At 71.3% G+C, this 14,597-nt stretch carries 9 protein-coding genes; 7 read left to right on the forward strand and 2 right to left on the reverse strand.

Annotated elements, in window-relative coordinates; all coding sequences use genetic code 11:
- Positions 1–110: 110 nt before the first annotated feature.
- The 3 genes from OG500_RS25580 to mycP all read left to right on the forward strand — a co-directional run bounded on the left by OG500_RS25580 (position 111) and on the right by mycP (position 2,289).
- A complete protein-coding gene (locus OG500_RS25580) occupies positions 111–416 on the forward strand; it encodes a WXG100 family type VII secretion target (RefSeq protein ID WP_327069159.1) in 306 nt (101 codons plus the stop codon).
- A 101-nt stretch (positions 417–517) separates the two neighbouring features.
- On the forward strand, positions 518–814 hold the full coding sequence (locus OG500_RS25585; protein ID WP_327069160.1) for a WXG100 family type VII secretion target: 297 nt from the start codon (positions 518–520) through the stop codon (positions 812–814).
- 221 nt (positions 815–1,035) lie between these two features.
- Positions 1,036–2,289, forward strand: a complete 1,254-nt coding sequence (gene mycP, locus OG500_RS25590) for a type VII secretion-associated serine protease mycosin (protein WP_442789362.1) — start codon at positions 1,036–1,038, stop codon at positions 2,287–2,289.
- A 113-nt stretch (positions 2,290–2,402) separates the two neighbouring features.
- Here the strand turns inward: mycP and OG500_RS25595 are convergent, their stop codons facing one another.
- Together OG500_RS25595 and eccCa are read right to left on the reverse strand one after the other, a co-directional pair.
- On the reverse strand, positions 2,403–3,809 hold the full coding sequence (locus OG500_RS25595; RefSeq protein ID WP_329583683.1) for an APC family permease: 1,407 nt from the start codon (positions 3,807–3,809) through the stop codon (positions 2,403–2,405).
- A 537-nt stretch (positions 3,810–4,346) separates the two neighbouring features.
- A complete protein-coding gene (gene eccCa, locus OG500_RS25600) occupies positions 4,347–8,297 on the reverse strand; it encodes a type VII secretion protein EccCa (RefSeq protein ID WP_329583685.1) in 3,951 nt (1,316 codons plus the stop codon).
- A 319-nt stretch (positions 8,298–8,616) separates the two neighbouring features.
- Between eccCa and eccD the strand changes: the two genes are divergently transcribed.
- The 4 genes from eccD to OG500_RS25620 all read left to right on the forward strand — a co-directional run bounded on the left by eccD (position 8,617) and on the right by OG500_RS25620 (position 14,578).
- The gene (gene eccD / locus OG500_RS25605; RefSeq protein ID WP_329583688.1) at positions 8,617–10,071 is read left to right on the forward strand and encodes a type VII secretion integral membrane protein EccD; all 1,455 of its coding nucleotides are present in this window, start codon (positions 8,617–8,619) and stop codon (positions 10,069–10,071) included.
- An 84-nt stretch (positions 10,072–10,155) separates the two neighbouring features.
- Positions 10,156–10,446: a 30S ribosomal protein S15 gene (gene rpsO, locus OG500_RS25610; RefSeq protein ID WP_184935315.1), complete on the forward strand. Its 291-nt coding sequence runs from the start codon at positions 10,156–10,158 to the stop codon at positions 10,444–10,446.
- A gap of 477 nt (positions 10,447–10,923) precedes the next feature.
- Positions 10,924–13,134 carry a polyribonucleotide nucleotidyltransferase gene (locus tag OG500_RS25615; RefSeq protein WP_327069166.1) on the forward strand — a complete coding sequence of 737 codons (2,211 nt, stop codon included), beginning with the start codon at positions 10,924–10,926 and terminating at the stop codon, positions 13,132–13,134.
- A 94-nt stretch (positions 13,135–13,228) separates the two neighbouring features.
- Complete coding sequence (locus OG500_RS25620) at positions 13,229–14,578, forward strand: M16 family metallopeptidase (protein WP_327069167.1); 1,350 nt, start codon at positions 13,229–13,231, stop codon at positions 14,576–14,578.
- Positions 14,579–14,597 lie beyond the last annotated feature (19 nt).

Here is a 14,597-nt window from a genome sequence, read left to right on the forward strand (position 1 = left end):
TGTCGGCGCTGTTGGCTACAGTGCTGCGAAGCATCACACCGTGGTGTCGTCCGGGTGGGCAGGGTGACCGCACAGCCGGAATGAGTCTGTCTCATGGGGGACGGTGGATTATGGCTGGTCAGTTCACGACGACCGCTGAGGAGATGCGGGCCTTCTCGGGCAAGATCACCGAGGTCAACTCGCAGATCCAGGGGGAGCTTTCGAAGCTCAACGCGCTGGTCGAGTCGATCGCCGGCGGCTGGCAGGGTGCGGCTGCGACCGCCTACCACCAGCTGCAGGAGCGGTGGAACGAGGACGCGACCGCGCTCAACAAGGTGCTGGACGAGATCCGACAGGCGATCGACGCCACCACCTCGAAGTACTCGGCCACCGAAGAGGACCAGCGCTCCTCGCTCAGCGGCGTCCAGGGCGCCTGACGCTCCGCCGGCCTGGCCGGCACGCAGCTGCGCGGCAGCGCATCAGCCGGGGCCGTCCCGGAGGGGCGCCCCGACCCACCTCTTCTTGAAAGGGAGCCATCATGGCTGACGGACACATCAAGGTCGATTTCAGCACCATCCAGAACGCGGGCTCCGAGGTCCGTGCCACCGCCACGCGGGTCCAGCAGCAGCTGGACGACCTCAAGGCCGGTGTCACCCGGATCGCCAGCTCCTGGACCGGTGCGGCCAAGGAGGGCTACGACGCCCGCCAGGCCATCTGGGACTCGAAGGCGAACGACCTGCACACCACGCTGAACCAGATCGCCGCGGCGCTGGACAACGCTCACCAGAGCTACACCCAGACCGAGTCGGCCAACGCCGCGATCTGGCACAACTGATCCATCGGCCGGGGTCGGCCCAGTCGCCCCCGGCCGGACCGCTCCGCACCGCCGCGCGCGGTGCGGAGCGAAAGCGCAGCAGGTGGGGCGGGTGTCCGTGGACGCCCGCCCCCATCGCGTGTCCGGGCCGCAGCCGGCCCGGGAGCGGGCCCGTGAGGACGGGCCGGACACGCGGCAGGACACGTGGGCGGAACACGCGAGTCGAGGGGTGCCAGGTGGCGTTGGGGCGAAGGCTGAGCCGGATCGCGGCGGTCGGCGCGGTGCTCGGTGTGCTGGGCGGGACGGCAGCCGCGCCCGCGGTGGCGGCGGATCCGCCGGGGAGCCACTGGTCGCCGTTGAGCATCGCAGCGGCCGGTGACTGCACCTTCCCGGCCAAGGACGTGCCGGGCACCCCGTGGGCGCTGCAGCGGGTGCTGCTCGACCAGCTCTGGCAGAACAACACGGTCACCGGCAGCGGGGTGCTGGTCGCGGTGATCGACACCGGCGTGGACAACCAGAACCCGCAGCTGGCCGGCAAGGTCCAGGCCGGTCCCACGCTGCTGCTGGACAAGAACAACAACAACCAGCCGGTGGCCGGGGGGTCGACCACCGACACGGTCGGCCACGGCACCAAGGTGGCCGGCATCATCGCCGCCGCGCACCGTGACGGCGTCGGCTTCGTGGGCCTGGCGCCCGGCTCCCAGATCCTGTCGATCCGGCAGAACGACGACGCGGGCAGCGGCAACGTGGACACCCTGGCCCAGGCGGTCGTGGACGCGGTCAACGCCAACGCCCAGGTCATCAACATCTCGCAGGACGTCCGCGGCACCAACGGGGACGCCGACTTCGCCGGCAGCGGCGCCCTCAAGAGCGCGATCGACCTCGCCGAGGCGCACAACGTGGTGGTGGTCGCGGCCTCCGGCAACGACGGCCAGGAGGGTGCGACCTATCCGGCCGCCTACCCCACGGTGCTCGCGGTGGGCGCCTCCGACCGCAACAACGAGCGCGCCTCCTTCTCCGAGTACGGCGACTTCGTGAAGGTCGCCGCCCCCGGCGTGGACATGCTCTCCACCGTCCCGGGCGGCGGCCAGTGCGTGGACAACGGCACCAGCTTCGCCGCCCCGTACGTGGCCGGGGTGGCCGCGCTGCTGCGCGGCGAGCACAAGGACTGGACGGCCCGGCAGATCCGCGCCCGGATCGAGCAGACCGCGCAGCGCACCCAGCGCACCCCCGACAAGTACCTCGGCTGGGGAGTGGTCGACCCGGTCAAGGCGGTCACCGACACCGACCCGCCGACCAACGACCCGGTGCCCGATCCGGCGGTCCAGCTGGCCGGCTCGCCGATCCTGCCCCAGCCGCTCGGCCTGGGCGAGACCCAGGCCGACCGCGACCGGCGCACCGCCACCTACGTGCTCGGCGGCGCGGTCCTGCTGGTGGCGCTGCTCTTCGGCGGCTTCGTGGTGCTGCGCGACCACCGGCGCCAGCAGCAGGGCTGAGCGGCCGGTCGGCAGCCCCGACCGCCCGGACCAAGCCCGGAACAGCCGCAAGCGGCCCGGACACCCCCCAGCGGGGCGTCCGGGCCGCTTCGTCGTGCGCGGGGCCGGTGGGCTCAGACCTGCTCGTCCTCCGGCAGGGTGATCACCCAGCGGGTCGCCTGGCGCGGGCGCAGGTAGAAGACCCAGTAGAGCGAGGCGGCGGCGGTGATCACGCCGGTCCAGATCAGCGCGTGGGTGTCCAGCTGGGTCAGCGTGTAGCCGAGGGCGACGATCAGCAGCACGGGCAGCACCGGCCACAGCGGCTGGCGCCAGGCGGGGGTGTGCTTGTGCGCGCCCCTGCGGGAGAACAGCGCGGCGACGGCGACCAGCAGGTAGAGCGCGGCGACCGCGACGCCGGTGATGTTGCTCAGCGTCTCGCCGGGGACGAAGCACAGCACCGCGCCGGGGACGCCGACCGCGAGGGTGGAGACCCACGGGGCGTTGAAGCGGTTCAGCGTGCCGAAGGCCTTGTTGATCGGCTCCGGCCAGGCCCGGTCGCGGCCGGAGGCGAACAGCACCCGGGAGTTCTGGATCACCATGACGATGCCGGCGTTGATGATGGCCAGCGCGATGCACAGGCTGATGAAGGTGCCGAGCGCCGAGTCGCTCCAGCCGGCCACCATGCCGGAGATGTCGCCGCCGGTCAGCGTGGCCAGGTCGGGCGCGCCCAGGGTGATCGCGACGACCGGGGCCATGATGACCACCGCCGACAGGCCGAGCGTCCACAGCACCGTGCGGGCCACGTTGCGGCGCGGGTTCTCCAGCTCCTCGGAGAGGTAGATCGCGGTGCTGAAGCCCTGGGTGACGAAGAGCGCGGTGCCCATCGCGGCCATCATCCCGCCCAGGCCCACCGCGCTGGTGGCGCCGTGGGCGTCGGCCAGCACGCCGTGGAACAGGCTGCCCGCCCCGCGCTGGCTGTGCGCGAAGCCGAGGACGGAGACGACGCCGGCCGCGATCACCTCCAGGACCAGGAAGATGCCGGTGATCCAGGCGTTGGCCCGCAGGTCCAGCAGGCCGGCCACGGTGGCGGCCAGCATCACCGCGGCGCCGGCCACCGGGCCGCTGACGTGCACGATCGGGGCCAGATAGGCGGCCGTCCCGATGGCGATCACCGAGGGGACGATCATCACCACGATCAGCGACTGGATGAAGACCAGCCAGCCGGCGAACCGGCCGGCCAGCGTGCCCACCATCGCGTACTCGCCGCCCGCGCTGGGGATCAGGGTGCCCAGCTCGGAGTAGCAGAACGCCACCGCCACGCAGATGACCGCGCCGATGCCGATGGTCAGCGCGGTCGCGGTGCCGAGCGAGTTGAACAGCAGCGGCACGATGACGAAGAGCGAGGAGGCGGGCGTGACGCAGGAGAGCGTGAGCAGCGTTCCGCCCACGACGCCGAGCGAGCGCTGCAGCCCTCGGGAGGCCTCGGCGGTACTGACCGTCACCGTGGGGGTGGCGGCGGGTGGGCGAAGCGTGTCGGTCATGGCGGGTCCGATCGGCTCAGCGCGGCGGTGCGCGGTCCTGTGCGGTGCTGGGGTGGGGAGCGGTATCGCCTCCGCGACGTCTTCGAGGCCCCTGCCTGGGGGTTTGGTCTACTGGCTCCCTTGGATCGCCATGGTGCGGGGGCGTATAGCTTGCGTCAATGGCGGTTGACCTTCGGAATCCGTTGCGGTAATCCGCATAGGCATCCACATCTGTGGCCCGCGGTGGGCGCCCAGGATTGATGTCCGACTTGTTACCTTTGGCCAACGGCGTATGAATCAAAGGTGAACTCGGATTGCGAGGATTGATTCGAAGGTTGCCATCGGCAACAGTCGCCAGTGGTCCAGGCACTCCCGGGTATCGCGGCGGCGTTGCGGACCGGATCGCGGCCACCACGAGAACCGCAGCTCGGCGGCGAAAAAACCTCGATAACTTTCCGGCTGCTGGACAGGGCAAACGCCGAGGGGCCGGGTGGCGACTGCGCGCACCCGACCCCTCGACCACTGTCGGTGACGGCCTGGCGGGCCGCCCCGGTCACCTCACTGCTGCTGCGGCAGCCAGCCCGTCTGCACCATCTGTCCGCTGGTGATCCGCCGCGACACGAACATGCCGCGGCCCGGCGGCAGCGCCTGCGGCTTGACGGTGCCCAGCAGTGCGCCCTCGTCCCGGTTGCCGGAGAGCATGACGCCCTGCCCGCCCAGCTCGCGCATCCGCTGCATCACCGGCTCGAAGAGCGAGCGCCCCGCACCACCCGCGTTGCGCGCGATGATCACGCGCAGGCCGATGTCGCGGGCGAACGGCAGGAACTCGGCCAGCGCCGCCATCGGGTTGCCCGAGGAGGTGGCGACCAGCTCGTAGTCGTCCACGATCACGAACATGTCCTTGCCGCTGTACCAGCTGCGGTTGCGCAGCTGGTCGGCGGTCACGTCCGGGCCGGGCAGGCGGCGCGCGCAGGCCCCGCGCAGCATGTCCACGATCGCGGTCATCGCCGGCTGGGCGGCGGCGTACTCCACCAGGTACTCCGGCGGCACCGCGCCCAGCAGTGCGCGCCGGTAGTCGCCGATCACGATGCCGGCCTGCTCGGGGGTGTAGCGCTCGGTGATCTGCTTGATCAGCATCCGCAGCAGCGCCGACTTCCCGGACTCGCTCTCACCGAAGACGATGAAGAGCGGGTCGGTCTCGAAGTTGACGAAGACCGGCGCCATCTCGACCTCGTCCAGGGCGAAGGCGATGCCGCGCTCGGGCTGCTCGAAGCCCTTGGGCAGCGAGTAGCCGTCCAGCACGGCCGGCAGCATCCGCACCTGCGGCGCCCGCGGGCCGCTCCAGGCGGCGTTGACCGCCTCCACCAGTCCGGTGACACCGGTCACCAGGTCGTCGACCGAGCAGGAGCCGTCCAGGCGCGGCAGGCCGCTCAGGAAGTGCAGCTTGCCGCTGGTCAGGCCGCGGCCCGGGGCGCCGTTGGGCACGTTCTGCGCCACCTTGCGGTCGATCTCCGACTCCATCGGATCGCCCAGCCGCAGCTCGGTGCGGTTCTGCAGGGCGTCCTTGAGGGCCGGGCGGACCTCGGCGTAGCGGGCGGCGGTCAGCACCACGTGCACGCCGTAGCCCAGACCGCGGGCCACGATGTCGGTGACCACCGGCTCCAGGATCTCGTACTCCTGGCGGAAGGTGAGCCAGCCGTCGACCACCAGGAAGACGTCGCCGAACTGTTCGTCCGGCAGCTGGCCGGCGGCCCGGCGGGTGCGGTAGGTGCCGATCGAGTCGATGCCGGTGGCGCGGAACAGCTCCTCGCGCCGGTTCAGCACCCCGTGCACCTCGCTGACCATCCGGCGCACCTTGTCGGTGTCCAGGCGCCCGGCCACCCCGCCGACGTGCGGCAGGTCCTGCAGCGACTGGAAGCCGCCGCCGCCGAAGTCCAGCAGGTAGAACTGGGTCTCCACCGGGGTGTGGGTGAGCGCGAAGCCCGCCACCATGCTGCGGATCATGGTCGACTTGCCCGAGCGCGGACCACCGACCACCAGACCGTGGCCGGCCGCGCCGGAGTAGTCCTGGTAGAGCACGTCGCGCCGCTGCTCGCGCGGCCGGTCCACGATTCCCACCGGCACCACGAGTCGGCCCAGCGCCCCGAACTCCGGTGAGGTCAGGCCGCGTTCGGGAGTGGCCTGGAGCGGCGGCACCAGCTGGTCCATGCTCGGTGCCTCGTCCAGCGGCGGCAGCCAGACCTGGTGGGCCGGCGGGCCCTGCCCGACCATCCGCTGCACGATCACGTCGAGCACGGTGTCCACCAGCGCGTCGTCCAGCTGCTCCGGCTCGGGCACCACCTCCTGCACCACCGTCTCGATCACCGGCACCTCGGCCGCGGTGAAGAGCACCGGCTGCACGGTGGAGATCCGGCCGCTGGCCCGCTGCTGGCCCGGCGCCCGGTAGGGCCCCGAGACGTAGGCGGCCTTGAAGCGGTCCATCACGTCGGTGCCGAACTTGAGGTAGCCGACGCCGGGCACCGGCGGCAGGTGATACGCGTCCGGCACGCCGATCGCCGCCCGCGACTCGGCGGCCGAGAAGGTGCGCAGACCGATCCGGTAGGACAGGAAGGTGTCCAGACCGCGCAGCTTGCCCTCCTCCAGGCGCTGCGAGGCCAGCAGCAGGTGCACCCCGAGGGATCGGCCGATCCGGCCGATCTGGATGAACATGTCGATGAAGTCGGGCTTGGCGGTGAGGAGTTCGGAGAACTCGTCGATGATCAGCACCAGCGAGGGCAGCGGGTCCAGCGCCGCGCCGGCCGCCCGGGCCCGCTCGTACTCGTTGAGGTTGGCGTAGTTGCCGGCCGAGCGCAGCAGCTCCTGGCGGCGGTTCAGCTCGCCCTCGATCGCATCGCGCATGCGGTCCACCAGGGTGAGCTCGCCCTCCAGGTTGGTGATCACCGCGGAGGTGTGCGGCATGTCGGCCATGCCCGCGAAGGTCGCGCCGCCCTTGAAGTCGGCGAGCACGAAGTTCAGCGTCTCGGAGGAGTGCGTCATCGCCAGGCCCAGCACCAGGGTGCGCAGCAGCTCCGACTTGCCGGAACCGGTGGCGCCCACGCACAGGCCGTGCGGGCCCATGCCCTCCAGCGCGGCCTCCTTGATGTCCAGGTGGACCAGCTCGCCGCCGGCCCCCACCCCGATCGGCACCCGCAGCTTCTCGTGCTGGGGACGCGGTCGCCAGGTGCGGGCGGTGTCCACCGAGCCGGCGTCGCCCACGCCCATCAGGTCGGTGAAGTCCAGGTTGGACAGCAGCGGCTCGTCGTCGCCGCCGGCCGAGATCCGGTACGGCGCCAGCTGCCGGGCCAGTGCCTCGGACTGCCAGGCGCTCAGGGCGTCGGGGCGGCCCGAGTAGGAGGCCCCGGAGGCCGACTCCAGCAGCAGTTCCTCGGCGCCGACGGTGACCACCAGGTGCCCGGTCGGCTCGTCCAGGTCACCCGGGACCACCTCGATCACGGTCACCCCGTGCACCCCGTCCACCGAGGCCAGCAGCGAGTCCTGGGGCACCGCGGCGCCGTCCAGGACCACCACCAGGTGCGGCTGGTCCGAGGTCGGCACGGCGTCGCGGCTGAACCGCTGGCGGCCCGACAGCTCGTCCTCCAGCAGCAGCTCCAGCTCGCCCAGGCCCGCCGCGATCAGCCGGCGCGAGCCCGCGCCGTCGCTCTGCTTGCGGTGCTGGGTGTGCGGCAGCCACTTGACCCACTCCCACTCGTCCAGCGCGCCGGGGGCGGCCGCGACGCCGAGCATCAGGTCGTCGGGGGAGTGCAGGGTGGTCAACTGGGCGATCATCGCCCGCACGTTGGCGTACACCGCGTCCGGGTCGCCGCAGACGGTGATGTGGTAGAAGGCGCGCAGCGAGACCGACAGCGGTAGGTCCTGCAGGGTGCCGTGCGCCTGCAGGAAGTTGCGCATCGCGTCGGCCGACAGCGGCTCCAGCTCGTCCATCGGCGCGGTCTGCGGGGCCACCAGGGGAGTGGCCAGCTGCTGCGCGCCGCGGCCCAGCCGGATCTGGGCGAAGTCCGGGTCGCTGGGCCGGCGTTCCCACAGCCGGCGGCCCTCGGCCACGATCGACCACAGCTGGTCCGGCTCCGGGTGCAGGTAGAGCTGCGCGCCGCGCTGGCGCTCGGCGGTGCGGCGGACCTGACGGCGCATCTGCTGCAGGTACTTCAGGTAGTCGCGCCGCTCGTCGGCCAGCCCCGCGCCGCCGCCCTTGCGGGCCTTGACCAGTTGGGCGATGCCCATGCCGGCGGTGGAGGCCACCATCAGCATGCCCATGACCTTCATCATCGGGGCCGCACCCGGACTGAACAGGAAGGCCGCCGAGCCGCCCATGCCGAGCAGCGGCAGCAGGCTCATCACCCAGTCGTCGCCGCCCCCGCGGGGCAGTTCGGGCGGATTGACCAGCTCCACGGGCTCGTCCTGGACCACGGGCGGATACGCCCGGGGCGGACGCTTGACCGTCACGACACTCATCTACAACCGCACCAGCCTCACGCGACTCGAAGGGTCCCGAAGGAGGCGCCCCTGTGACTGCCCTGCCCCCGACGCGGACCGGGGCGCCGCCGCGGCGATCCATCCCGCCCCCGGCACGCACCCTGCGCAGGGGCAGATCCTACCGAGCCCGACCGGGCGCCGAGCCAGGGCCGGGTCCTGCTGCCGCGCGGCAGGCGTCGGGCGGGGGCGGCCGGGGTGCGGGACGGTGACGCTCCGCCGGGCGGTAGGGTGACGCAGCGCCAACTCCGGTGGACGCGGCGCACGGTTGATGAAGGACAGTGAGCAAGGGGGAGCACCGGTGAGTTCGAACGCAGCGACCGGATTCTGTCGGGTCACCGTGGTGGCGCCGGACAGCCGGATCGATGTGGCCCTGCCGGAGGACGTGCCGCTCGCCGACGTCTATCCCGAGGTGCTGCGGCTCTCCGGCCAGACCCAGGCCGACGGTGCCCCCACCGGTTTCCACCTGGTGCGCCGCGACGGCACGGTGCTGGACAGCGGCCTGCCGCTGGCCGCCCAACAGGTGCGCGACGGCGACCTGCTGAGTCTGCGCCCGTTCGCCGAGTCGCTGCCGCCGGCCGTCTACGACGACGTGGCCGACGCGATCGCCAGCGCCGTCGAGGCCGACCGCCGGTTCTGGAGCCCGGACCTGATGCGGGCCTTCGGCCTGATCGGCGCCGGTCTGCTGATCGTGCTGCTCGGCTTCGCCCTGTGGTTCTCCGACCTGACCCACGACATGCACGGCCTGCCCGGGGTGCTCTCCGGTGTGGCCACCGTGGTGCTGGTCGCCTTCGCCGGTGTGCGCGCCCGGGTCTACAAGGACCACATGGCGGCCCTCACCCTGGGCATCGGCGCCCTGCCGCACGCGCTGATCGCCGGCAGCGGCATCCTCGGCGTCGCGCACAAGTACGACGGGCCGGGCCGCCTGCAGTTCCTGGTCGGCTGCGTGACCATGCTGGTGGTCTCGGTGCTGCTGATCGGCCTGCTCCCCGAGAAGGACTCGGTCTTCGTGGCCGCCGCGGTGCTCTCCGCCGCCGGCAGCCTGGCCACCTTCGCCGCCGTGCTGATGCCGGGCACCTCCGCCGACCACATCGCCGCCGTGGCCGGTGTCGCGGCATTCGCCGCGATCGGCTTCCTGCCGGCCCTCTCGGCCCGCTTCGCCCGGCTCCCGGTCGGCTTCAGCGCCCCCGGCCAGACCCGCACCCGCGGCAGCCGGGCCGCCGAGGAGAACAGCCGGGCCGAGGCCGTGCAGTACGAGCGGATCGCCCACCAGGCGCGCCGCGGCCACGAGGTGCTGGTCGGCCTGGTCGGCGGCTGCGCCGCGGTGATCATCGGGGCCTGCACCGTGCTGGGCTTCAGCGACCGGATGTTCCCGCAGGTGCTGGCGCTGACGCTGGGCATCTCGACGATGCTGCGGGCCCGCCTGTTCCGCTACACCGCGCAGGTCTTCAGCCTGACCATCGCCGGCCTGCTGGGTCTGGGCCTGCTGATCCTGGGCCTGTCGCTGCACACCCCGCTGTACATCCTCAAGGCCACCAGCACCACCGCCGTCGACCTGCGCACCATCTGGCTGGGCGGCTCGGTCGCACTCGGCGCCACGCTGCTGATCGCGATCGCCCTGGTGGTGCCGCGGCTGGGCGTGTCACCCTTCTGGGGCCGACTGCTGGACATGGTGGACAGCCTGCTGCTGATGTCGCTGGTCCCGCTGACCCTGGCTGTGCTCGGCATCTACACCCTCGTCCGCGGCGTGAGCTGACCGGCTGGTACCCTGGGGCTTCCGAGTTCCAAAAGATCCTGTGCAGTAGACCAGGATCACTCGGACACCCCAGAAGGAGTTGCCGTGGCCCTCGACGCCGCCGTCAAGAAGCAGATCTTCGCCGAGTTCGGCCAGAAGGAGGGCGACACGGGCTCCCCCGAGGTTCAGGTCGCCATGCTTTCGCGCCGGATCTCGGACCTGACCGAGCACCTCAAGTTCCACAAGCACGACCACCACAGCCGTCGTGGCCTGCTGATCCTGGTCGGCCAGCGCCGCCGCCTCCTGCAGTACCTGGCCAAGAAGGACATCGAGCGCTTCCGTACGCTCGTCGACCGCCTGGGCATCCGCCGCGGTGCCGCCGGTGGCGCCCGCTAAGACCGCCGCCCGGGGCGGCTCCCCACACGGGGAGCCGCCCCTCGCGCGTACCATCCCCCTGTAGGCCGTCTGCTTCCGACGACGTCCCGCCGAGCTCCAGACGCTCTGCGGACCTCGACGACAGACGCAGGGCGCCAGAATTTCCGGTCCGCCTCCCAAAGCGGCCGAGATTCGCACCGTAGGGTTGTGGGCATGCCGGGTGGTGGCGCGACCACGCGCTTCACCCCGAGCAGCACGACCCCCTTGCGGGCCGAAGGCTTCAAACGGAAGCCGCCCGCATCCAGGAGAGCGTCCAGACGCCCACCGCTGAGCGGCCTGGCAGCCGAGAGGCGCCGGTCCTCGGTAGTGGCCGCCGGGAGTCCGAATGAGCGGACGACCCGGGGGCTTCGATCGAAGACCGGCCCGGCAGGTCAGGGCCACCGGCAGGCAAGCGCGGGGACGCTCTCCCGGAGACGTACGAAAGAGGAGATCTTCCAGGTGGAAGAGAACGTGTTCTACGCCGAGGCCGTGATCGACAACGGTTCCTTCGGCACCCGTACCATCCGCTTCGAGACCGGCCGCCTGGCCCGTCAGGCCGCCGGCTCCGCCGTGGCCTACCTGGACGACGACACCATGGTGCTGTCGGCCACCAGCGCCTCCAAGCAGCCGAAGGAGCACTTCGACTTCTTCCCGCTGACGGTCGACGTCGAGGAGCGGATGTACGCCGCGGGCCGGATCCCCGGCTCGTTCTTCCGTCGTGAGGGCCGCCCCTCCGAGGACGCCATCCTGACCTGCCGCCTGATCGACCGCCCGCTGCGCCCGTCCTTCGTCAAGGGCCTGCGCAACGAGATCCAGGTCGTCGTCACGGTGATGGCGCTCAACCCCGACCACCTGTACGACGTGGTCGCCATCAACGCCGCCTCCGCCTCCACCCAGCTGGCCGGCCTGCCCTTCACCGGCCCGATCGGCGGCGTCCGCGTCGCGCTGATCCGCGGCCAGTGGGTGGCGTTCCCGACCCACAGCGAGCTGGAGGAGGCCGTGTTCGACATGGTCGTCGCCGGCCGCGCGCTGCCGGACGGCGACGTCGCGATCATGATGGTGGAGGCCGAGGCCACCGCCAAGACGATCCAGCTGGTCTCCGAGGGCGCCGAGGCCCCCTCCGAGGAGATCGTCGCCGCCGGCCTCGAGGCCGCCAAGCCGTTCATCAAGGTGCTGTGCGCCGCGCAGTCCAAGCTGGCTGCCCAGGCCGCCAAGCCCACCGGCGAGTTCCCGGTCTTCCTGGACTACCAGGACGACGTGCTGGCCGCGCTGACCGCCGCCGTCAAGGGCGAGCTGTCCAAGGCGCTGACCATCGCGGGCAAGCAGGAGCGCCAGAACGAGCTGGACCGCGTCAAGGCGGTCGCCGCCGAGAAGCTGCTCCCGGAGTTCGAGGGCCGCGAGAAGGAGATCAGCGCCGCCTACAACGCGCTGACCAAGAAGATCGTGCGCGAGCGCGTCATCAAGGACAAGGTCCGCATCGACGGCCGCGGTGTCACCGACATCCGCACCCTGGCCGCCGAGGTCGAGGCCATCCCGCGGGTGCACGGCTCGGCCCTGTTCGAGCGTGGCGAGACCCAGATCCTGGGCGTCACCACCCTCAACATGCTCCGCATGGAGCAGCAGCTCGACACGCTCTCCCCGGAGACGCGTCGCCGCTACATGCACAACTACAACTTCCCGCCGTACTCGGTCGGCGAGACCGGCCGCGTGGGCTCGCCCAAGCGCCGCGAGATCGGCCACGGCGCGCTGGCCGAGCGGGCGATCCTGCCCGTGCTGCCGACCCGCGAGGAGTTCCCCTACGCGATCCGCCAGGTCTCCGAGGCGCTGGGCTCCAACGGCTCCACCTCGATGGGCTCGGTCTGCGCCTCGACCATGTCGCTGCTGAACGCCGGTGTGCCGCTGAAGGCCGCCGTCGCCGGTATCGCCATGGGCCTCATCTCGCAGGAGATCGACGGTGAGACGCACTACGTCGCGCTGACCGACATCCTGGGTGCCGAGGACGCGTACGGCGACATGGACTTCAAGGTCGCCGGTACCCGCAACTTCATCACCGCCCTGCAGCTGGACACCAAGCTGACCGGCATCCCGGCCTCCGTGCTGGCCGCCGCGCTCAAGCAGGCCAAGGACGCGCGTCTGCACATCCTGGACGTGATGAACGAGGCGATCGACGCGCCCGACGCGATGTCGCCGAACGCGCCGCGCATCATCACCATCAAGATCCCGGTGGACAAGATCGGTGAGGTCATCGGCCCCAAGGGCAAGATGATCAACCAGATCCAGGAGGACACCGGCGCGGACATCACCATCGAGGACGACGGCACCATCTACATCGGTGCGGTCGACGGTCCCTCGGCGGAGGCTGCCCGTACGACGATCAACCAGATCGCCAACCCGACCATGCCGGAGGTCGGCGAGCGCTACCTGGGCACCGTGGTGAAGACCACGACGTTCGGCGCGTTCGTCTCGCTCATGCCGGGCAAGGACGGCCTGCTGCACATCTCGCAGATCCGCAAGCTCGCCGGTGGCAAGCGCGTGGAGAACGTCGAGGACGTGCTCGGCGTCGGCGCCAAGGTGCAGGTCGAGATCGCCGAGATCGACCCGCGCGGCAAGCTCTCGCTGATCCCGGTCATCGAGGGCGAGGAGGGCGGCGAGACCGCCGCCGCCGAGTGACGCACCACCAGCTGTGAAACACCGCGGCCCGTACGTTCCGGACTCGGAGCGTACGGGCCGCACCCTGTTGTCCCGTGTTTGAGAGGAACCCTTCGTGGCCCAGGCCTCGGCGACCACGCAGCGCCCCGGTACCACCCGCACCCTGCTGAAGGGCGTGGACGGCGCCGGCACGGTGCGCCGTACCGTCCTTCCCGGTGGCCTGCGGGTCGTCACCGAGACGCTGCCGACCGTGCGCTCGGCGACCTTCGGCATCTGGGTCGGTGTCGGCTCCCGGGACGAGACCCCGGTGCTGAACGGCGCCACCCACTACCTGGAGCACCTGCTCTTCAAGGGCACCGAGAAGCGCAGCGCGCTGGAGATCTCGGCCGCCCTGGACGCGGTCGGCGGCGAGATGAACGCCTTCACCGCGAAGGAGAACACCTGCTACTACGCGCGGGTGCTCGACACCGACCTGCCGCTCGCCATAGACGTGGTCTGCGACATGCTCACCGGCTCGCTGATCCGCCCCGAGGACGTGGAGGCCGAACGCGGCGTCATCCTCGAGGAGATGGCGATGGCCGAGGACGACCCGGGCGACGTGGTGCACGACCTGTTCGCCAAGGTGATCTACGGCGACGCCCCGCTGGGCCGTCCGATCCTGGGCACCCAGGAGACCGTCAAGGCGCTGACCCGCGAGCAGATCGCCGGCTTCTTCAAGCGCCGCTACAAGCCCGAGCACCTGGTGGTGGCCGCCGCCGGCAACCTGGACCACCGCACGGTGGTCAAGCAGGTCGAGCGGGCCTTCGCCGGCCTGCTCGCCAAGTCCGACGCGGCGCCCGCCGAGGCCCGCCGCGGCCTGCGGGCGATGCGCACCGCGGGACGGGTCGAGGTGCTCAACCGGTCCACCGAGCAGGCCCACCTGGTGCTCGGGGTGCCCGGACTGCCGCGGCACGACGAGCGGCGCTGGGCGATGGGCGTGCTCAACTCCGCGCTCGGCGGCGGCATGAGCTCGCGGCTCTTCCAGGAGGTCCGCGAGAAGCGCGGCCTGGCCTACTCGGTCTACTCCTACTCCTCCTCCTACGCGGACAGCGGCCTGTTCGGCATCTACGCCGGCTGCCAGCCCAAGCGGGTCGAGGAGGTGCTGCGGATCTGCCGCACCGAGCTGGCCAAGGTGGTCGACGAGGGGATCACCGAGGAGGAGCTGCGCCGCGCGATCGGCCAGATCTCCGGCTCCACCGTGCTCGGCATGGAGGACACCGGTTCGCTGATGAACCGGATCGGCAAGGCCGAGCTGGCCTACGGCCACCACCTGTCGGTGGACGAGATGCTGGAGAAGATCGCGGGCGTCACCCTGGAGGACGTCCAGGAGGTGGCCCAGGACGTGCTGGGCGCCCACCGGCCCTCGCTGGCGCTGATCGGGCCGATCGCCGACAAGCGCGCGGCCAGGCTCGCCGACCTCGTCTGACCAACGCCCCCTGCTCTGA

The sequence above is a fragment of the Kitasatospora sp. NBC_01250 genome (assembly GCF_036226465.1).
Taxonomy (GTDB): Bacteria; Actinomycetota; Actinomycetes; order Streptomycetales; family Streptomycetaceae; genus Kitasatospora.

Excerpts from the sequence above, each read along its gene's own strand:
- OG500_RS25585 (WP_327069160.1), top strand. The coding sequence starts at position 518 with ATGGCTGACGGACACATCAAGGTCGATTTCAGCACCATCCAGAACGCG.
- OG500_RS25580 (WP_327069159.1), top strand. The coding sequence starts at position 111 with ATGGCTGGTCAGTTCACGACGACCGCTGAGGAGATGCGGGCCTTCTCG.
- eccCa (WP_329583685.1), bottom strand. The coding sequence starts at position 8,297 with ATGAGTGTCGTGACGGTCAAGCGTCCGCCCCGGGCGTATCCGCCCGTG.
- OG500_RS25595 (WP_329583683.1), bottom strand. The coding sequence starts at position 3,809 with ATGACCGACACGCTTCGCCCACCCGCCGCCACCCCCACGGTGACGGTC.